Origin of the sequence: Mesorhizobium sp. M0047 (assembly GCF_040323315.1) — a bacterium.
GTDB lineage: Bacteria > Pseudomonadota > Alphaproteobacteria > Rhizobiales > Rhizobiaceae > Mesorhizobium.
The window spans coordinates 96,441-117,317 of sequence record NZ_JAMYUW010000005.1 but is presented as its reverse complement, the minus strand read 5'-3'; the positions used below and the strand labels follow the sequence as shown (position 1 = coordinate 117,317).

At 61.7% G+C, this 20,877-nt stretch carries 15 protein-coding genes; 12 read left to right on the top strand and 3 right to left on the bottom strand.

Annotation, left to right across the window (positions count from 1 at the left end; translation table 11 throughout):
- The 8 genes from icmH to NKJ89_RS06560 are packed head-to-tail and all read left to right on the top strand — an operon-like array spanning nucleotide 1 to nucleotide 9,307.
- Nucleotides 1-1,323, top strand: a complete 1,323-nt coding sequence (gene icmH / locus NKJ89_RS06595; RefSeq protein WP_352600956.1) for a type IVB secretion system protein IcmH/DotU — start codon at nucleotides 1-3, stop codon at nucleotides 1,321-1,323.
- Nucleotide 1,324: 1 nt separating this feature from the next.
- On the top strand, nucleotides 1,325-4,861 hold the full coding sequence (gene tssM, locus NKJ89_RS06590) for a type VI secretion system membrane subunit TssM (protein ID WP_352600954.1): 3,537 nt from the start codon (nucleotides 1,325-1,327) through the stop codon (nucleotides 4,859-4,861).
- Entirely contained in the window at nucleotides 4,843-5,391 is a 549-nt protein-coding gene (tagF, locus tag NKJ89_RS06585; protein WP_352600952.1) for a type VI secretion system-associated protein TagF, read from the top strand. The genes tssM (NKJ89_RS06590) and tagF overlap by 19 nt, the downstream gene beginning before the upstream one ends.
- Entirely contained in the window at nucleotides 5,388-6,209 is an 822-nt protein-coding gene (locus NKJ89_RS06580) for a DUF4150 domain-containing protein (RefSeq protein ID WP_352600950.1), read from the top strand. The genes tagF and NKJ89_RS06580 overlap by 4 nt, the downstream gene beginning before the upstream one ends.
- 2 nt (nucleotides 6,210-6,211) lie before the next feature.
- Complete coding sequence (locus NKJ89_RS06575; protein WP_352600948.1) at nucleotides 6,212-6,685, top strand: hypothetical protein; 474 nt, start codon at nucleotides 6,212-6,214, stop codon at nucleotides 6,683-6,685.
- Nucleotides 6,678-7,175, top strand: coding sequence for a hypothetical protein (locus NKJ89_RS06570; RefSeq protein ID WP_352600946.1), 498 nt, complete (start codon nucleotides 6,678-6,680; stop codon nucleotides 7,173-7,175). The genes NKJ89_RS06575 and NKJ89_RS06570 overlap by 8 nt, the downstream gene beginning before the upstream one ends.
- 3 nt (nucleotides 7,176-7,178) lie before the next feature.
- Nucleotides 7,179-8,267 carry a DUF2169 family type VI secretion system accessory protein gene (locus NKJ89_RS06565; protein ID WP_352600944.1) on the top strand — a complete coding sequence of 363 codons (1,089 nt, stop codon included), beginning with the start codon at nucleotides 7,179-7,181 and terminating at the stop codon, nucleotides 8,265-8,267.
- Nucleotides 8,264-9,307, top strand: coding sequence for a hypothetical protein (locus tag NKJ89_RS06560; protein ID WP_352600942.1), 1,044 nt, complete (start codon nucleotides 8,264-8,266; stop codon nucleotides 9,305-9,307). The genes NKJ89_RS06565 and NKJ89_RS06560 overlap by 4 nt, the downstream gene beginning before the upstream one ends.
- Before the next feature lie 3 nt (nucleotides 9,308-9,310).
- Here the strand turns inward: NKJ89_RS06560 and NKJ89_RS06555 are convergent, their stop codons facing one another.
- The 3 genes from NKJ89_RS06555 to NKJ89_RS06545 are packed head-to-tail and all read right to left on the bottom strand — an operon-like array spanning nucleotide 9,311 to nucleotide 13,245.
- Nucleotides 9,311-10,474, bottom strand: coding sequence for a hypothetical protein (locus NKJ89_RS06555; protein ID WP_352600941.1), 1,164 nt, complete (start codon nucleotides 10,472-10,474; stop codon nucleotides 9,311-9,313).
- Between the two features lie 10 nt (nucleotides 10,475-10,484).
- Nucleotides 10,485-10,910 (bottom strand): DUF6484 domain-containing protein, encoded by a 426-nt coding sequence (locus NKJ89_RS06550; RefSeq protein WP_352601147.1) that lies wholly within the window; start codon nucleotides 10,908-10,910, stop codon nucleotides 10,485-10,487.
- A gap of 7 nt (nucleotides 10,911-10,917) precedes the next feature.
- The gene (locus NKJ89_RS06545; RefSeq protein ID WP_352600939.1) at nucleotides 10,918-13,245 is read right to left on the bottom strand and encodes a type VI secretion system tip protein TssI/VgrG; all 2,328 of its coding nucleotides are present in this window, start codon (nucleotides 13,243-13,245) and stop codon (nucleotides 10,918-10,920) included.
- 251 nt (nucleotides 13,246-13,496) lie between these two features.
- Between NKJ89_RS06545 and tagH the strand changes: the two genes are divergently transcribed.
- From tagH to NKJ89_RS06525, 4 genes are all read left to right on the top strand, one after another.
- Nucleotides 13,497-14,540, top strand: a complete 1,044-nt coding sequence (tagH, locus tag NKJ89_RS06540) for a type VI secretion system-associated FHA domain protein TagH (RefSeq protein ID WP_352600937.1) — start codon at nucleotides 13,497-13,499, stop codon at nucleotides 14,538-14,540.
- A gap of 302 nt (nucleotides 14,541-14,842) precedes the next feature.
- Nucleotides 14,843-16,348 (top strand): type VI secretion system protein TssL, long form, encoded by a 1,506-nt coding sequence (gene tssL, locus NKJ89_RS06535; protein WP_352600935.1) that lies wholly within the window; start codon nucleotides 14,843-14,845, stop codon nucleotides 16,346-16,348.
- 19 nt (nucleotides 16,349-16,367) lie between these two features.
- Complete coding sequence (tssM, locus tag NKJ89_RS06530; RefSeq protein ID WP_352600933.1) at nucleotides 16,368-19,934, top strand: type VI secretion system membrane subunit TssM; 3,567 nt, start codon at nucleotides 16,368-16,370, stop codon at nucleotides 19,932-19,934.
- Between the two features lie 168 nt (nucleotides 19,935-20,102).
- Entirely contained in the window at nucleotides 20,103-20,876 is a 774-nt protein-coding gene (locus tag NKJ89_RS06525) for a PP2C family protein-serine/threonine phosphatase (protein ID WP_352600931.1), read from the top strand.
- The last annotated feature ends 1 nt before the right edge of the window (nucleotide 20,877 follow it).

The window sequence follows — 20,877 nt, the reverse complement described above, 5'->3', positions numbered from 1 at the left end:
ATGAGCCGCGATGATCCTTTCGGACTGTCGGAGGATCGCGAACGCACTCGCATTCGATTGACCGGCGCGCCGATGCCGCGGCCGATGGCGCCACTCTTGCCCGGCGCGGTGGTGAAACGGTCCCGCACCCATCCGAACGCACTCGTCAACGCATTCGCGCCCTTGCTCGAATTCGCTCCCGAGCTTGAAAGCGCGCTGGCGCCGGACAATCCGGAAGCTTTGCGCACCCGATTGCTCGAAGAACTGGTTCGGGCGCGCGATACGGCTATGTCGGCGGGATCTTCGATGGAGCGCGCCGACCAGGCGGCCTGGGTGGTGGCGGCCTTGCTCGACGATCTGGCCCTGAACACGCCATGGGGCGGTGCCAGCGCCTGGCCGCGGCAGCCGCTTGTGGTCATGCTGCGCGGCGATGTCGATGCCGGCACGCAGTTCTTCACGCGTCTCGACGAACTTGAGCGCCATCCCAACCGCGATCGCGAATTGCTGGAACTGCAGTACGACTGCATGGCGCTCGGCTTCCGCGGCAAATACCGTGTGCCCGGCCGGTCAGGCGACCGCTCGCTCAATGCCGTTCGCGTGGCGGCGGCACGCTTCCTGCGCGATGCCGACGCCGAAGGCGCTCCACTGTCGCCAAACTGGAAAGGCGTGATCGCATCCGACGAGCCGCAGCGCTTCATTGTTCCGATCTGGGTCATGGCGCTCGGCGCGGCGGTTGTCGCCACGGCAATCCATGTCGGGCTCTCGATGGGCCTGAGCAGCCAGGCGGTCGAGCTGTCCGCACTTGTGCGCGCCTTGCCCCCGCCTGCACGCGGCGACATCAGCCGCACGTCGCCCAAGGTGGACGCCCCACCTCCGGAGAAAGTGGATTTTGCGCTCTTGCCGGAATTTCAGGCCGGGGCGCCGGCCGACCTCAGATCCGCCCTCAGCGGCACCGAGAGCGTTTCGCTGGCCAAGCTGATCATCCAGGGCTCCAACCCCGAACTGTTCCAGTCGTCGAGGCCACAACTGACCGAAGGCTTCGAACCGCTGATCGGGTCACTTGCCAAGGTGATCCTCGCCAATCAGGAGCTTATCGGAAACATCACCGTGGTCGGTCACACAGACAGCGTTCCGCTGCAAAAGACCAATCCGCTGTCGACCAACCAGCGACTGTCCGAGGCTCGCGCCCAGACGATTGCCGATATGCTGGTCCAGAACGGAGTGCCACGGGACCGCGTCCATTCCGAGGGCCGCGCGGCAACCGATCCAGTCGCCACCGACAGCACGCGCGAGGGGCGGGCCTTGAACCGCCGCGTCGAGGTGCTCGTCGAAAAGAGGTTGTGAGATGTTCATCCTGCGCTTCCTCTGGGCGGTCCTGACAGCGCGCTGGCTGTGGACGCTGATCGGCCTCACTCTGCTTTCCCTGGTCATCTGGGTGTTCGGTCCGATCGTCAGGGTCGGTCCCTACGAACCGTTCGCCTCTGATAACGTGCGCATCGTCATCATCGCGCTGCTGGTCATCTTCTGGCTGATCTGGCTGATCGTTGCCCAGCGCCGGGCGATCCGCGCCAACCGCATGTTCGTCGCCGAGATTGCCGCGCCAGTGGTGGAAAAGCCGCTCAGCCCCGGCGAAGAGAATGTTGCGGCCGTCGGTGCCAAATTCGCCGAGGTGATGGCCGAGCTGAAGCGCCGCAAGCTGGGCGGACGAAAGTTTCTGCGCGAAATGCCCTGGTATGTGATTGTCGGGCCGCCGGCCACCGGCAAGACCACGGCGTTGCGGCAGTCTGGACTGAACTTTCCGATCGACCTCACCGACGACCTGCAGGGGGTCGGCGGCACGCGCAACTGCGACTGGTTCTTTTCCGAACACGCGGTTCTGATCGACACCGCCGGCCGCTATGTCCAGCAGGAGAGCCAGCCCGACGTCGACGCGGCGGAATGGCTAGGCTTCCTCGACCTTTTGAAGAAGCACCGGGGCCGCCGCGCGCTTAACGGCGTGATCGTCGCGCTTTCGATCGACGTGCTTTCGGAGGGCGATGAAGCCATCAAGGCACACGGCCGCAAGATCCGCCGCCGGTTGGCCGAGCTCAACGACCGCCTCGAAATCCGCCTTCCAGTCTATCTGATGCTGACCAAGGCCGATCTGATCAAGGGTTTCGAACCGTTCTTCGGCGGTCTGTCCACCGCCGCGCGCGAGCAGGTATGGGGAACGACTTTCCCGCTGGATGCGCGCGTGGACGCCAAGACAGTCGAACGGGAGATTTCGACGCTGGCGACGCAACTCGAGCGGCGGCTTGTGCCACGCCTGGAGGATGAAGAGAAACTCGCCGCCCGTGCCGAGATTTTCCGGTTCCCGGCTCAACTCGCGAGTCTGTCCGAACCGATCCAGGTGCTGATCGAGGCGATGTTCGGTGAAAGCCGGTATGAAGAGGCTGCCTGGCTGCGCGGGCTCTATCTGACGTCGGCAACGCAGGAAGGAGCGCCGATCGACCGGCTGACCGCGGCGCTGTCTTCTTCCTTTGGCCTTCCGCCACGCCGGGCCCTGCCCGCGTCAAGGATCGAGAAACGCAGCTTCTTCCTGAAGAACCTGCTCACCGAGGTCATCTTCAAGGAAGCGGGCCTGGGTACATTCGATCCGCTGGCGCAACGGCGCCGCGCCTGGATCTGGCGGGGTGCGGCGGCTGGATGTGCGGCAGCGGGGCTCTTGGCCAGTGCGGTGTTCACCTGGTCCTATTACGACAACCGCAATGCGATCTCTGCCCAGGCAGGCCAGTTCGAAGCGCTGCAGATGCCGCTGACCTCGGCTGCCGCAACGCAGGCATCGGTGGAGCAGCCGGCCATGGACACTGCGCTCAATGCGATGGACGCAGTCGCGAATGCCCGAACAGCCCCGCCCGGCGCCGCCCAGGACCTTCTGGGGCCATCGGCCTCGGCAGAAATGGTGCGGGCACAGACCGACACGTATCACCATGCCCTGCGCAATGTTCTCGAGCCACGCATGGTCGCCCTGCTCGAGGCCACCATGTGGCGGCAGATCCGCGATCCGGATTTCATGCTCGGCGCTCTCAAGACCTATCGCATGATGACGGGTCTGTCGCAGATGGATCCCGATTTCGCCCAGAACTGGTGGGTGAACAGCTTGCCCGAATTCGCGGCCGCGGCACCATTTCCGACCGCCGATGCCGAAGAGCATCAGCTTGCCGCCATCCGCCGGATGACGGTCGACGAGAGCTATGTCGCGCCCGACCAGGCCCTGGTTGCCGAAGCGCTGAAAACGGTGTGCACGATTTCATTGCCGGCGCGTGCCTACAAGCAGTTGCTGGCGGATCCGGCAGTGGCGGAGCTCAAGGAATGGATACCGGCGAATTTTGCCGGCCCCAATGGCGGCAAAGTGTTTGCGCGGCGTTCCGCCAAGACACTTCGCGTCGGCATTTCCGGAGCCTTCACTTATGCCGGCTTCCACGACGTCATTCTCGACCGCATCGACGATGTCGCCGCTCAGGCGGCGCTCGATCGCGCGGTTTTCGCCGGCGGCTGCTCGGAAAATTCCGAAACCTCGGTCTCGGCGCTGTCCGAGGATATCCTGAAGCTCTATTACGACGACTATATCGCGCAATGGGACAGCTACTTGCGCGACATGAGGCTCGCACCGTTGCCCGATCTCAATGTCGCCAGTGAAAATCTGAAGGATCTCTCGAGTGCCGATTCAGCCCTGAAGCGGCTGCTGACCGCGGTCGTTCAGGAGACCGAGTTGACGCGCTCCGATGAGGCGCCGGCCGACGACAAGACGGCAGCCAAGGGCGCTTCCAAACTGCTCGGCAAGCTTGGCAAGCTCGGCAAGCTGGCGACAAGCGGTGCGAAACTGCTTCCCCGCGCCGGGTCGGCAAGCGAGGTCGACCTTACCGGCAATCTGGTGGCCGAACATTTCAAGCCGCTCAAGAGCACCATTGCCGAGGTTGACGGTCAGCCGCCGGCACTGGATGCCGCAGTCGTCGCGCTGACCGCGCTTTCGAACGTGCTGCAGACGGTCACGGCGAACCCCAATCCGCAGGATGCCATCAAGAAGCAAGGCGGCCTCGCCGAGCTGACGGGCGCGGTCGCCAGGCAGGCACAGATCCTGCCCGATCCCATCAACAGCTGGCTCGGCGGAATTGCCGGTGACACCAGCAACTTGACCCAGAAGGCGGTCACTTCGGAGCTAAACGCCATCTGGCGGGCGGACATACTGCCTTTCTGCCAGGCTGCGCTGAACGACCGCTATCCCTTCAGCGCCGACAGCGCAGTGGACGTCAATGTGCGGGATTTCGCCAGGCTGTTCGGACCGGCCGGGCTGATCGACGGTTTCATCAACGACCACCTGATCAATTATGTCGACATGACCAGCCAACCATGGAAATGGCGCGCCGATTTCGGCCTCGATGCTTCGGCGCTGGCGGCGTTCGAGCAGGCCAGACACATCCGCGACGATCTGTTTCCCGGTGGGACCGGACCGGTGATGAGCTTCACGCTCGAACCGAAGGACCTATCTCCAAACGTCACGCGCGTCACGCTTAATCTCGATGGCCAGAGCCTCGTCTACTACAACAACGCAACACGGCCGCAACCAATGACATGGCCCGGCAAAGACGGAACCGGGGTCATCTCACTCGCCTTCCAGCCGATCGACGGATCGCCCGAAATCCTCCTCAACGAGACCGGCAGCTGGGCCTGGCTGAGAATGCTGCGTAGCGGCCGTTTCGCAGGCACTTCGCTGACTGATGTCTACAGCCTACGCCTGGGCACGAAGGGAATGTGGGCCGATTTCGAGCTCAAGGCGGCAAGCGTCGAAAACCCCTACAACCTGCAAATGTTCAAGAAATTCTCATGTCCACCGCAGATATGATCCTGCCTGGCTTTTACGGCAAAATCCCGGCGACCGGAGATTTCGTCGTCGCGAACCTACCGCGGACATTCATTGAGCGCTGGGACCGCTGGATGTCGATGGAATTGCTGGCGCGGCCCGATGGGGGTGAACTCGATCCGCGAGCCTGGCGCTTCATCGTCCAGGCCGGAATTTTCGGCGACCAGGCCTGTGCCGGCGCCTGGCGCATGAGCGAGGATCGCGTCGGCCGCCGCTATCCGTTCGCGGTCGTGCGGCTGGGTCCGCCGCCCGACCCCGGCGATCCGTGGTTCGATGCGATCGTGGGTTTCATCAAGGGCGCTGTCGAGGATTCCTGGACGATTGCAAGAATGAGCGAAAAGCTTGCCGCGCTTGCGCCGCCAGCATCACAAGGCGATGCGCAGGTGCTCGCCTTCTGGTGCGACGACTGGGAGATCTACGAATTCAGCTTTGTCGACATCCATGATCTTGCCGCGAATGGCTTGCCAGCGATGAGAGCCGCAAGAGCCGTGACAGAGGTGTCGGAGCAATGAGCTGCACGGTCTTTGCAGAAGGCAACGGTTTCTTCCACAAAGGTAGCGGGGGCACCGGGACCGCCCCGATTGACGTTTGTCTGTCTCCGCCGCCACCGCCAACGGGGCCGGTGCCCGTACCCTATGTGAACAACATGTCGGCTAGCGATCTGACCAAGGGAAGCAAGAGCGTCAAGATTGACGGCAATCCGACCGCGCTGGAAAACATTTCCGAGGTATCGACCAGCTCGGGCAACGAGGCCGGCACGCAGGGCGGAGGCGTCGTGACACACAAGACGAAGGGTAAGGCATCGTGCACGCTTTGGTCTTTCACGGTGAAGGTCGAGGGGAAGGGTGTGGGGCGCCACAGCGACCTTGCCATCCAGAACTGCATGTCGACTCCGCCCAACATTATCTGCACTTATGTCAAAGTCATCGAGAACCTGCAGCGGCCGGAATTTGCCACGATGCTAGCCGACGCGGGCAAGGGATGCCCGCCGGGCAAAGAAGATCCTCCCGAAACGAAGACCACGAAGAAGCAGCGGGCGCATGTACGCGGACGCGCGGCCTGTTGGTCGTGCCAGAAATCGATCAATACCGGCTTCTTCAAGAGCAGCGGTCGCCGCTATAACCGTGGCAAACGTTGGGTAGCTGACCATCAGCCCCCGCAGTCCGTCGTTTGGAAGGAACTGGGCGGCTGCCGCAACCCGGCGATTTTTGAGAAATGGAAAAAAGACAACAAGTCCGTTCAGCCGCAATGCGCTGCGTGCTCAAACACTCAAGGCGGCAGCGTCACCACGGCGGATACGACGGCACTGCTCACGAAGCTTGGAATATAGCGATGACATCAGGTGGCGACTTCGATCGGATTTTCGAGGAGTATGTCGCGGACGTGGAAGCCGCACTACCCGCTGTAGTTCTGTGGTTCGAGCGGTTGAAAGCAAGCCGGAAATACACTGCAAAGGGCTTCAGCGTTGATGATATCTGGCCGAGCCAGACAGGGTCGCATCCAGTGATGATCCAGATCTTCCGGAAGCATTTCCTCAAGCTTGCCATCCTCATTGAACGCCTGGATCGCGAGGAGGAACTGGAAGATGAGCAGGAACCCTCCGAGGAAGATTGGGGAAAGGACGACGACGATGAGGATGACGATGACGACGAGTACGACGAGCGGCCATCGGAGCCATACCAAGTCCTGATCGAACGGCTGCGGGAGGAGCGTCCAGACCTCTATGCACATTTCCGTCAGTTCATGTTCATTCCCGTGGGGCTGGAGGATTATCTCCTGGTCGAGAGAGAGGTCGGAAATGGCTGACACCGATTTCATCTTGCACGATGTCGAGCGCGGCTGGCGACGGCTGCACCATGCGCCGAAGGATGTACGCGGCACCATGCCGGACTATGTCGATACGCCCGTGCACCTTGCTTGCCAGCCTGCTCTTATTCCATTGCACAAGCTCTACCTCGACGAACTAGCGGGCATGACTGAGCAGGCCATCGAATGGTGGCGCGACATCGTCGACAATCACGCGGAGGACGGCGAGAATCTGCGGGAGGCGGCACGCAAAGCCTATGCCGGATGGCCGGCCGGTCCCGCAGCGCACGAGACCGTCGTATCGGTCGTGCGCACCTATTGGCTGGCTTGCGCTCAAGAAGCCGCCAAGCTGCCGCCGGAAGCGGCGATGCTTCCCGAAGATTTCCTGCTGGCGACGCTCGACAGGGCCAGACACAAGCGCGCCATTCTCGTGCTGACCGCCATGCCCTATTGGCCAATTGGCCTGGATGAGAAAGGTAGTTGGTGCTGAACGATGCCGCCCGCCGTCTGGCTCGAAAACCGCACGCCTTTTGCTGCAGCGCTCCACGTGCAACCCGATGCCGAGGGTCAGGAGGTGCTGGTGGCAATGTTTTCGGCGAGCTTCGAGACGCCGAAGCAAGATAGGGAGCTTCGCCCCGCGGACGAACAGATGCCCGTTGCGTTCGGCGACGTGCCGTTTGGCGACCCGGTCCGTTCGTCGAATCGATACGAGGCCGACATCTCTCCGGTCAAGCCAGCCGCGGAAGTGATCGTCAACGGTACAGCCTATGCTCCGAACGGCAAACCGGTGCGCGAGATGCAAGTTGGCCTGAATATCGGCAGTATTCGCAAAGTGCTGAACGTTGCCGGCGATCGCATCTACGATTCCGGCAGCTACAGCTCGCCACATCCTTTCAGGACCATGCCAGTCATCTATGAGCGCGCGTATGGCGGCACCGTGCCTGATGGTAGGGTCGAACAACGCAATCCGGTCGGCGTGGGGTTCCATCACGCGGTTTCCGCCGATCCCGCCGTCAAGACACAGGCTCCCAACATTACTTATCCGGGCGAACCATATCTCAGACCCGGCGATCGGCCGACGCCGGCGGGGTTTGGAGCGATCGGGCGTGGCTGGCAGCCAAGGATAGCCTATGCAGGCACTTACGACCAAGCATGGATCGAAACACAATGGCCTTTGCCACCAAGGGATTTCGATCCACGACATCATCTCTGCACGCCCGCCGACCAGCACCTGCCACGGCTTGTCGGCGGTGATGAGGTGTCGTTGGTCGGCCTCACGCCAACGGCGCGTTGGAGCTTTCGCTTGCCACGGATAATCGCGCCCGTGAGATTGATCTATGACGACAGGGTAGAAGAGCGCGCCTTCGCACCAGACACTCTGATCATCGAACCGGACCTTTGGCGTTTAACGCTGAAAGCGCGACTGTCCTTTGTGACGCGCCGGAATGCCCCGGCTTTGCGTGAAATAGTATTCGGTCATGTCACGCCAGCACTTCTGCTGGCCAGACGAAAGGATAAGCAATATTATTCTCCGCTCGGAGGCGACGGCACATTGCGCGACCGCCCCGTGTGGCTCCCTTGAAGCGGCCGCTCTATATCGCGGGGTTCGGAGCGGTGACGCCCGCCGGACTTAATGCGCCACAAACGGTCGCAGCCATCAGGGCAGGTCTCTCCGCCTTCGAGGAAATGATACTCAACGACCCTTTGGGCGCAACACAGATCGTTGCACGAGTCCGTGCTCACTCGCGATTGCGCCGCAGTGATGGCCAATGGCTGGTCAATATGGCCGCGCGTGCTATTGGCGAGGCGCTGCGTAGCGGGACGTCCCTGTCCGACACAACCGCAATCCTGCTAACCCCGCCCGAAAGCTTTCGCAATCATCCGGCCTATGGAGACATTGCGCCCCCAGATTTCTTGACGGCGGTGATGTCGGCGACCGGGCAGAGATTCCATGTTGCGTCACGCGCGATTGACGGCGGCGCGGCAGCAAGCATCGGCCTACTTGAACGCGCCGTGGAAATGATGGAGCAGCAAGGTATAGGGCAGGTTCTGCTCGGTGGGGTCGACAGTCTCGTCAATGACACGGATTTCGCTCGACTGCGGGGCGCGGGGCGCCTCAAAGGAGCAGACAACGCACAAGGCTTAGTTCCGGGCGAGGCAGCAGCCTTTGTTCGGGTAACCCAAAATCCGGAAGGAAAGGCACGCGTCCATGCGGCAATCCATGGCGTGGGGTTCGCCCAGGAGCAAGACAGTGTTCTCTCCGAACGTTACAGCCAGGGTCGCGCCCTGCTCGGGGCCCTGCGCGATGCGGTGAACGGATCGGGCCCCTCCGAACCCGATATCGACTTCGTCATCAGCAACGGCAACGGCGAGCGCTACAGCGGCTGGGAGCAGTTGATCACCCGGCCACGCTTTTACCGCACGCGCCGCGAGGCGCTGCCCACCGCTTTTCCGGCCATGACCATCGGCGATGTTGGCGCTGCTGGCGGCGCCCTGGCGCTGATGCTGGCGGCAGACAGTCTTATCAAGGGCTATGCACCCGGTCCAACCGCCGTCTGCGAACTTGCCTCGGAGAACGGCCTGCGTGCTGCGGCGGTGATGGCGCGTATGACGCGGCGCTGAAAATCACATCCAGGCCGGGAAGCGGCGGGTGACGCGCCAATCGGCAAGTCGCGCATCTGATGTGGCCAGTGCTGCGCGCAACGCATTGAGGCGCAACAGGCGCATCGACCGGAAAGGCCGATGATTGCGCGCGCCCCGCCCCTCGTCCCACCATGCTTCAACCCTGTCCGCCACCGGCAGCGAGGTGTCGTCCAGATGGGCGAAATCCTTGCCGAGTAAGGCCGGGTCTACGACAAAAAGGTCGGTGTCGCCGAAATCGACCTCGAACAGGTCGCGAAGTGCTGCGCCGGCAGCAACGACAAGGTTCGGCTCACGCATTTTCTCGATCAGCCAGGGCATCACAGCAGGATCGCCGAGCAGGCCAACCGACGCTGTCGCCACCCCGCGAAGCGCGGGCTGCTCCAAATGCTTTTGCAGCCAGTCCTTACCCGCCTTCGTCGCAGTCGTCAGCAAGCGTATCTCGATCGCAGCCTCGGCAAGCCCTGGTTCCGTCAGTACGATCTTGTCTACCACAAGAAGCGCAGACCGCGTCTCGCCAAGCAGGCAACATGCTAGGGCTGCCGTCAAACGCTCCTTGGATGTTTCGCCATCCAAGCCGGCCAGTGCTGCAGGAACAAGGTCGCATCGCTTGAGCGCGCCGGCGAGCCTAATGGCGCGGCTGCGCACTCTTGCATCGGAATCGACCGCCAAATCATGAAGACGCGGCCCCGGATCCACACGATGGTGCCAAAGCGCCGACAGCCCGAGGCAGCGCTGCAGCGCATCCCGGGCGTCCAGCCATTGCGCCACGAGCGGCCGCAGTTTTTCACGCGGCGTGCGCGCGACTGCGGCGGACAGGCTCGACAGGCCTGCCTCACCGAGGCTCTCTGCGGCGGCGACCGCCACCTCTATCAGATCGGCATCGCCCCAACGCAATGCCAGAGTGCCAAGCGCGAAAAGCTCGCCCGGCTCGGCATAGTCAGTGAAACGGGCCTGGGCCGCCTCCCAGCCGGCCTTGCCAGCAGCCATGAGTCCTTCGATGTTCGCATCGAGACGCTGGTCGATGCGGCCGATGTCCGTCTCATCGAGGATGGGACCATCAATCTCCCGGCGACGGCGAAGCCAGAGGAAAGCAGCATCTTCGGCATGCTGATCCACAATGGCGGCGATGGTCGCGACGCGGTCCATTGGCAACACTTCAATTGAGATGCACGGCTCCGCCGCGAATACGGTTGGTGCCGCTGGCCTGGCTCGTCAATTGGCTGCCGCGAATGGTCACGCGGCCATTCTTCTCCAGAATGATCGACGCTAGACCGCAGCGCAGTTCTACGCGCTCGTTTCCAGTGATTATGACACGGTCGCCCTCTCGAGCGACTTGCAACTCCTTGTTCTTGTGCGCCGGATCGACGATGCGTCCGACGACCAGCGGTCGCGTGGGATCACCCTCCTCGAACAGCAGAGCCAGTTCCGAACCAATCGCCGAAAGGTCCAGTTCGGTCAGGCTACGCGCGGCGATCGCCGTCTCGCGCGGATTGCCAACGAAAACCACAAGCGGCGCTCCGTTTTCGAACCCGATGAGCAGGCCGATCACGACGCCGTCGATGCGATCCAGCACTTCCATGATGACGTCCTCAATTGTGGTTGATGGTGCTTCCCTTGACGATCACGTCGCCGTCGGCCTTGACGGTGATCTTGCCGCTGCCCTTGAGTGTGATGTCCTTGCCGTCGGCGACAATGGTGCCGTCCTTTTTCATCATGATCGACGCGTCGCCGCATTTGAGCGTGATCGAGTCGCCTGCCTCGATCACCAGATTCTTGCCGACCTTGATTGAACTGTCCGCGGCAATCTCGATGCCGCTGCCTTTGCCGACCTTAAGCGCATGCGCTCCACCGACGTCGGTGGCGTCATCGGCGCCGATGTTGGCTGTTCGTGCCTTGCCTATCTGGGACGACTGTGCCCCGCCGACGGCGAAACTCTGGTCTGCGCCGACATTGACACTTTGCGCCGCCGCGATGTTCCAGCTGTCCGCGGCCCCGATGTCGTGGCTTTGAGCCGCGCCCACCGTGACCGACCGGGTCGCGCCAATCGTATTAGCCTGCGGGCCACCCACCGTGCGTGTCTCTGACGCGCCCACCGAATCGACCCGAGCCGCGCCGACGCTTACTGTCTGGACAATCCCCACCGTCTGAGAATGATTGGCGTCGATGTTCTCCGTCGAGTTCGCCACGACATGGATGGTCTCGTTGGCCATGACCGTCAGCGAGCGGTTGGCGCCCACTGTCTCGGTGTCGTTCGAGCCGATGTTGGTGGTCTGGTCGAAGCCCACCTTGACCGTCTTGTTGTTGCCGACGTCTTCGTCGAGGTTGTGGCCGACGGAGTGCTTGGCGTCGTGGTCGATACGGTCGGACTGGTTGTGCTGGACCAGCTTGGTGCGGTCGTGCTTGATCAGAAGGTGGTGATCCTTCTGCGCCTGGAAGTTGACCAGTTCGGAGCCGGCCTTGTCCTCGAACATCAACTCGTTGTAGCCGCCGCCACCTTTGGAAGAGTCCGACTTCCAGCCCGATTGCGTGGCGCTGCCCGGCAGGCCGTAGGGCGGCATCTGCGAGGCGTTGTAGACCCTGCCGGTGATGATCGGGAGGTCCGGGTCGCCTTCGATGAAGTCGACGATCACCTCCTGGCCGATGCGCGGAATCTGGATGAAACCCCAGCCGCTACCGGCCCAAGTCTGCGACACCCGCACGAAGCAGGAACTGTTCTGGTCCTTCTTGCCCAGACGGTCCCAATGAAACTGGACCTTCACCCGCGCGTATTTGTCGGTGAATATTTCCTCGCCGGACGGGCCGACCACCGTCGCCGTCTGGGGGCCGCGCATGATCGGCCGTGGCGTGATCCGCGGCGGACGATAGGGCAAGGCGGTCGGCGCCAGGCCGAGGATCACCTTGAAGTTCTCGCTGTCGACGTCGGCATGGGCTCTGTAGCCCGGGTCGAACAGCCTGTATTCGGCGCTGACCACCAGATATTCCTGGTTCTGGTCTTCGCGTGGAAAGCTGTCCAGCCTGAACGTGCAGCCCGAATACAGGCCTCGTGCGGTGCCGACAGCGGCGATGCGCTGGTGGACTGCCTGAATTTCCTCGCGCCGGATCGCGGCCAGGCTGTCGCCCCGGCCCACTTCGAGATGCGCGCCGGGCTGGCGGTAATTCTCTCCGGCGGCCAGTTTGTGACTGAACGGCTGGGCCGACTTGGCCATCAGGTCGGCGCCCGGTTTCTTGAAGTCATAATCGGTGTGGACATAGGCGCCTGGGCGCACCGAACTGCCCGGTATCCATTCGGTGATGTATTCGACATCGCGCCGCGAACCTTGACCTTCAAAGTTATAGAGCACTTTCTCGTAGCCCGGCGCAGGCTTCAGCTTGCTCATTGCATCGGCCAGGACAAGCGTGTGCTTGCCCTCGTCATGCTCGAAGAAATACAGGATGCCTTCATGCTCCAGCAGCCGCTGGACGAAATCCAGATCGGTCTCGTCGTACTGCACGCAATATTCGCGCTGGGGATAGGACCCCTGCAGGCGCAGATCGAATTCCGCCGTGCTGTATCTCTTGAAGACGTCCTTGATTATGTCGACGACGCTCTTGCTCTGGAAAATACGGCAATCGGTGGTGTTGCCGAGAAACCAGAGCCACGGCCTGACGACCGCTTCATAATATGCCAGATGGTCCTCGAGCCGGGTGAGCCGGAACTCGGACACGATGCCGCTGAACCAACGTTTCGGATCGGATTCACCTTCAATCGATACCGGGCCACCTAGCATCTTCAGCGGATCGATATCGGTGTCCGTGCTGACGAACCCGACCGTATAGGCAAAACAACGGCTGATCTCATCGCGCCCGACAAGATGCGTGAACGTCAACAGCTCGGAGCCAACCGGTGTCTGCACCACCGTGGCACGTTCATTCGGCATGGGTCGTGCCCCTCCTGGACGCGGCCGCCTACGTGATGGATTTGAAGTTCCCGCTATATTAACAGCATCACGTTCAGGAACTTTTTAAATCCGCCAAGCCAGGCCATGGTGAGCCTACCACATGTTTCTCTGCCGGCCAAAGAGAGGCGGCGACAAGATCTTACCCATCGATTCATGGGCTTGAAACGCCGCTGTCCTGTTTTACCTGCAAGCTGCTAGAATGGTGGAGTATCGATCGAGGGCGATCCTGGATGTACGTCAGTCTGCAAATCAACAACGTCGAAGCCTTGCCCGCTGGCACCTCGACCAGCTACGCGGCGCGCGATCGCGGCTTCGAAATCGGACGCGATGGTTGTGACTGGACCTTGCCGGACCCCGACAAGTTCATCTCGGGTCGGCACTGCGAGGTTCGCTACGAGGCCGGCGCGTTCTGGCTGCACGATATCTCGCGCAACGGCACCTTCATCAATGGATCGAGCCAGCGCATGACCAACCCGCATCGGCTGGGCGATGGCGACCGGATGCTGATCGGCCGCTATATCGTCTTTGTGTCGATCGACGAGGAGCGCGCCACCGCAGGGAATCCCAGCCACGGTCCGACGCAGCGAGACATGCCGCTCGCGACAGGCCGGCCGCTGGAATTCGGCGAGGGGCCCTTCTTCGATTCCGCGCAGCAACGGTCCGGGCGGCGCGTTCCAGCCGTGCACTCCCCACCCCTGCCCTCAACCGGAGACGAGGTGTTGAGGGAGATTGCGATCGGAGCCGGCATTTCGCCGGAATTGCTTCAATTGCGCGACCGGCATGAAGTTGCAGCCGAAATCGGCGCGGTCCTGCGGGCCGTGGTCGAGGAACTTAGTTTGCTGCTGAAGGCGCGGACGGCCGCGAAAATGCTGGCCAAGAGTACACAACGAACGATGATCAGCGCCGCGGACAATAATCCGCTGAAGTTCGTTCCAGGGACCGACGATATCCTCGAAATCATGTTTGCCCGACGCAGGACCGGCTATCTTGATGCCAGGCGCAGTATCGAAGATGCATTCCGCGATCTCAAGACGCACGAATTCGCTACCTATGCCGCCATGCAAGCTGCGCTCTCCCGGCTGCTTGACGATCTGTCCCCCGAGTCAATCGGCAGGAAACTCCCGCCTACTTCGTTTACATCGAAGAAGAGCCAGGCCTGGGACGCCTATGTGGCGACATGGCGGACCATGGAAGAGGCACATGAAAACGGCATGCTGGACATATTCCTGGCGTATTTCAGCGAGGCCTACGCCAAAGCCGACAAGCAAAAATAGGCGATCCCAGGAAACCACGGCACGGCAGTCGGCGAAGAAAAGTCTCTCCGACGCCCGGCACCCGGTTCCAATCGACAATTTCTGAGATTACGATCGGATACGACAGTTCGCCTAGCGGGTAAGACTCATTGACCTGGGGGTCTGCGGCAAATGTCATGCTACGGCGGAATAGCGTTTTCTAGCCAATCCTCCTCCGGACACTGCCACGGCCGGCCGGGGCAGCCTTTCCTTTACCTGACCAGAAACCGTCTTGCGCCTGTCTCGCCCAATCGTAGGTACCCAGCCAGCACGGACGATCGGCGATGATCTCGAAGGACGACCCCTTCGGCCTGGCGGGCAAGACCGTCATTCGCGCAAATCCGCGGCGCACGCAGAAATCGCCGCCAGCTCCTGAGCAACCCGTCGCGGGCGCAGACCAACCCTCTGGGGCCAAAGATTCAACCGTGTTCGATCCTGGTGTCGTGCGGCCGCCGGGCTGGGCATCCGGAACCATAATCTATCAGGCTCCAGCCTTGGGTGCTGCGGCAGGCACCAGCTCTTCCGCCGCCGCGCCAAAGCCAGCCATCGAGCAGGCGATGCTGCTCGGCGCCGCCGATATCGTCAAATACACCGCGGCAAACCCTATTCTCGCCGCGGCGGCACCTTTGCTGATGCTGCTCGGGCAGCTCAGGCTCATGCCGGTCGAAAGACAGGCGGAGCCACTGGCGGAACATGTCACCGAGGCGATTGAAAAATTCGACCGGACAGTGGAGAAGTCAGGCGTTGCCGAAGAGGATGCGCGGATTGCAAAATTCGCCCTCTGCGAAACCGTCGACGATCTCATCGGCAACCTGCCCTGGCCCAGGAGTGACGACTGGGCGCAACACAGCATGCTGGGGCAGTTCTTTCACACCGAGCGCACCGGCACAGGTTTCTACGAAGCACTGAACAAGATACTGGCCAATCCCGAGACGCACTGCGATCTGCTCGAACTGATGCATGCCTGCCTGTCGCTGGGTTTCGAGGGCCAGTATCGAGGCGTGAAGCGCGAAGACAACAATCTCGAGCGCGTTCGACGCGACGTCTACGAGACGCTTCGCTACTTCAGGGCGCATGCGGGTGAAGACATCTCGCCGCACTGGCAGGGCCTGGCAGCGACGATGGTACAGTCATCGGCCCGCCTGCCGCTCTGGGTCGTCGCGGCAGCGGGATCGGCGCTGCTGACAGCGGCGTTCTTCGCATTGCGGGTCTTTATCAGCAATGAAGGCGACGCCGCCGCCGGTGAATTGCTGGCACTCAATCCATCGACGCCGATTGCCATCGAGCGCGCCAGCGTGGCGCCATTGGCCGAGCCGGCGAAACTCACCCCACCCACGGCCACCGGGCAGATCGACCGTATTCGTGCGGCGCTGGCCAAGGACGTCGAAGGCGGCGGGCTGACCATCGGCACGAAAGGCGACTTCATCGTGGTGGAAATCAACAATCTGCTGCTGTTTCAGTCCGGCAGGGCAGAGACGAAGCCGGAATTCCAGCCCATTGCCACCGACATCGCCGCGGCTCTGGATCACGAGCCTGGACCAATCCGGATCGTCGGCCACACGGATAATGTCAAACCGCGAAAGTCGAGCGCCTTCAAATCCAACTTCGACCTTTCCGTCGCCCGGGCGAAGGCCGTGGAAGCGTTGATGGCAGCGAAATTCAGCGATCCCTCGCGACTGACGGTCGATGGCAAGGGCGAGGACGAACCGGTCGCCGACAATGCGACGCCGGAAGGCCGCGCCAAGAACCGCCGTGTCGATGTGATGATCCCCAGGGAGGAAACATTGTGACGGCCCGTTGGAAGCACCCATGACGCGTTGGCTGCTGCGGATATTCAGCGTGACCGCGCTGGGCGGCTTCGCGGCGGCGGTGTGGTTTGCCGGCCCCTTGATCCGGTTCGCCGATAGCCGGCCGCTCGGACCTGCCTGGCTACGCGCGACGATCATTGGTGTGATCGTGGCGACGCTGGCGCTTTTTTGCGGGCTGCGTCTCTGGCAGGCGAGGAAGGCGCAAAAAGCGCTCGAAACCGTCATTGCGCACAATGACGACCGTGATGATAATGATGCGCGGGTGCTCGAAGCCCGCATGAATGAGGCCGTGGCGACGCTCAAACGGTCGAGCGGCAAGCGCAACTTCCTCTACGAGATCCCCTGGTACGTGGTCATAGGCCCGCCGGGTGCCGGCAAGACAACGGCACTGGTCAATTCGGGTCTGAATTTTCCGCTTGCCGGTTCGGGAGACGCCCAACCGGTGGCTGGCATTGGCGGAACACGTGCCTGCGACTGGTGGTTCACCGACCAGGCCGTGCTGATCGACACCGCAGGACGCTACACGACGCAGGATTCCAATGCCGAGAGCGACAAGAAGAGCTGGCTCGCCTTCCTGTCGCTGCTCAAGAAATACCGCGCCAGGCAACCGATAAACGGCGTCATCCTGGCCATCAGCCTTGCCGATCTGATGAGCTTCGACGATCAGCAGCTTGATGCCCACCTCACCGAGATACGCAGCCGGCTGAGGGAAATCCACGAGACGCTGAAAATCCAGTTTCCAGTCTATCTGCTTTTCACCAAGGCCGATCTTGTCTCCGGATTCATGGATTACTTCGGCGGTTTCGACGAGCCACGCAGGCGCAAGGTATGGGGCGCGACATTCCAGACCGCGGAGCGCGACAGGAACATGGCCGCCGGGGCCCCTGCCGAATTCGATGCGCTGGCAAAACGATTGGTAGACGAGATGGCCGACCGCCTCCAGGAAGAGGCAGATCCGGTCACTCGCATCTCCATCTTCGGCTTTCCGGCACAGTTCGGCGCGCTGAGGAGTCGAATTACCAGTTTTGTCGCTAGCCTGTTCGATCCGACCCGAAGCCAGGTGAACGTCAGCCTGCGTGGACTGTATTTTTCGTCAGGCACGCAAGAGGGAACGCCTATCGATCAGGTGCTGGGCGCGATCGGCCGCAATTTCGGCGGCAATTCCCGTCCGCACTTTTCCGGAACTGGCAAAAGCTTCTTTTTGCATGATCTGCTGACGGACGTCATTTTTGCCGAATCCGGATGGGTTTCGTATGACAAATCGGCTGCAAGGCGTGCGGCGATCGCCAGACTTTGCGGCCTCGGCGCAATAACGCTGATCGCTGCCGCCGCACTGGGTACGCTCGCCCTGAGCTTTGCGGCCAACCGATCGCTGATAGCCTCCACAACTCTTGCCATGGGCCAGTATCGCGAGACGGCGGCCCCATTGCTCAAGACGGCCACGGTTACCGATGTCGACCTTGAAAACGTCATCGGCCCGCTCGACCAGTTGCGCGATCTGCCGGCCGGGTTCGAAAACGGTGACCTGCCGACACCGATCGAAGAGACGTTCGGCCTCAGTCAGCGTGAGAGACTTCTTTCGGCGTCCAAAACGGCCTATCGGCAGGGGCTGGAACGAATGTTCCGATCGCGCCTGCTGATTCAGGCCGAGCGGACGATCCAGGCCAAGATGGCCGATCCCGTCGCGCTCTACGAACCGTTGAAAATCTATCTGATGCTTGGCGGCAAGGCACCGAAGGTCGATGACGCCTTGATCGTTTCCTGGATGAAGCAGGATTGGGAGCAGAACCGCTATCCAGGCGAAAACAATCGCGAAGGACGCGATCAGCTCGAAAAGCACCTGCGCGCCATGCTGGCATTGGACGACGCTTACGATCCCGTCTTCGAACTCAACCGGCCGCTTGTTGAAGCCGCTCAACGTTCTCTCGGGCGTATGAGCCTTGCCGATCGAGCTTCGGCTTTGATCAAGTCGGCGACATACGCGGCCGCGCTGGACGATTTTTCCGTATCCCAGAAAGGTGGGCCGGAAGCGCAGCTGCTGTTCGAGCGCATCGATGGCAGCGATCTGTCAGGGCTTCGTGTTCCCGGAATTTACACCCATGCCGGCTTCAACACCTTCTATCTTCGGCAACTTTCGCGCATTGCGCAGATGCTTGTCGACGAGCAGTGGGTTCTCGGCGGCGGCGGCGAACAAGGCGACATCAACCAGCAACTGCTCAAGCTCGGCCCCGAACTTCTCGATCGCTACGGGAAGGAGTTCGCGGCCGCGTGGAACGGCGTTCTCGACCAGTTGAAATTCAAGGCGATGCTGACGGACAAGCCGCACTACATCGCCCTTTCAGCCGCTGCCTCCCCAAGCTCACCGATGAACCAGCTCTTTGCGGCGATCGCCAACGAAACAGCTCTAACGCGGGACCCAGGTGACGGCAACGGTCCCGGCACCGAGATCGAAGCAGGCACGACTCAGAACCCGCCGCGCAACGCCGCGGATCTGGCCAAGGGCCTGGCCCGCATCGGCCTACAAATCGCCAACGGCAAATCGCAAAGCCGCGCCGGCACGGGGGCCGCCGACGCACGGAACGTCAATCCAGGTGCAAACATCGAAGCGCAATTCAGACCATTCCAGGCCCTTGTGAACGGCCCTGCCGGACACCGCCCAATTGATGCCCTGACCCACAACTTCAGCGATATCTATCAGAGCCTGCAACTGGCGGCCGAAGTTCCTTCGCAGACGGAGCGCGTCAGTTCGAACCTGCAGCTACAGATAGCCACGCTTCGCGCCAATGTCTCACGCCTGCCCAAGCAACTCGGCCGGATGGTCAACGCGACGGCGGATGAGTTCGAAGAAAATGTCGCCGAAACCTCGGTGACCAACTTGAACCAGATACTCGACCAGACGGTGACGGCCCCCTGTGAAGCCGCGATCAACGGCCGTTATCCCTTCGCCGGCGACGCCACCGAGGATGTTGCGATGGCGGATTTCGCGAAATTGTTCGCCCCGGGCGGCTTGCTGGACCGGTTCTTCGCACAAAATCTCGCATCGCTGATCGACATGACCGGCCAGGACTGGAGCTGGAAACAGGATGCGCGCTTTGGACGCGACCTGTCGAAATCGACCCTGAAAGACTTCCAACTGGCCGCGGAAATCCGCAGCGCCTTCTTCCCATCGGGCGGTTCGGTGCCTTCGGTCAGCATCACTTTCACACCATTCTCACTGAACGGCGATGCCGATACGGCGATACTCGATGCCGACGGCCAGATCGTCCAGAGCAACCAGACCGGCAACGCGCCAAGTGCGGTCACCTGGCCGGGCGGTACGGCTTCCGCGTACGCCAGCCTAAGCCTGACACCGGAAATGCCAGGCCGCGAATCCGCGATCAAGTTCGAAGGGCCGTGGGCCCTGAAACGGCTTCTGGACAAGGCTGCCGTCACCGGCGACGACAGCAGCATGCAAGCGCGCTTCGTGATCGGCGGACGCGACGTTTCTTATACGCTCCAGACAGGCTCAGGCTCCAACCCCTTGTTCCTCCCCGCGCTTTCCGGGTTCAGCTGTCCCAAGGCGTTTTGAGATGGGGATGATCTGCTGAGCATGGTGCCGATCCGCAGACCACATACGGTCAAACCTTGGTTTTCCTTAGTTTTCGATACTTTAATGTTCGAGCCTGTGGCAAAGTGGCGCGAGCGAGCGTCCAAAGGTGCGCCGCAGAAGGACGCTTGAAAAGCGCTTGGTGGCAAAATGAATACTGTCGCCCTTCCCATTGAAAGCTTCGGCGTGAGCCACAAAGGCCTTGTCCGTGAGCTCAATGAAGACAGCTATCTGGTCGAGCCACACACTGGCCTCTGGGTGGTAGCCGACGGAATGGGTGGACATGAGGCCGGAGAGGTCGCTTCAGCCAGTATCGTCGATCATCTGGCAACGATCGGCATCGCGAGCTCGGCACCCGATCTCCGGGCGCGCTTTGAGGACAGGCTGAGCAGGGCCAATGCCGAGATCCGCGGCATAGCCGAATCTCGCGGCATAACCATCGGTTCTACCGTTGCCGCGCTGCTGGCAATGGACGGGCGGTTTGCCTGCCTGTGGGCGGGTGACAGCCGCGTCTATCTAATCCGCAACGCCTCGATCTCGCAGATATCGAGAGACCACACCGAAGTTCAGGAGCTCATCGACCGGGGTACCATCAGCGCAGCCGAAGCGCGCACCTGGCCGCGCCGCAATGTCATCACGCAAGCGATCGGCGTCAGCGACGAGATTGTCATCGATTTCCAGCAGGGCGAAATCATGCCTGGGGACATTTTTGTGTTGAGCACGGATGGGCTGACGGCGCATGTCACCGACGCCGAGATCGAGGCGGCGACGGTTTCGGCGACACCTCAAGCAGCCTGCGAGAACCTGCTCGACATGGTGCTGGCGCGCGGCGGAACGGACAACGTGACGATCGTGCTTGTGAAGATCGGAGACCGGCGCGATGGCCAATCGCCTCGTCCAGATCCGCATAGAGCGGAGGCTTGAG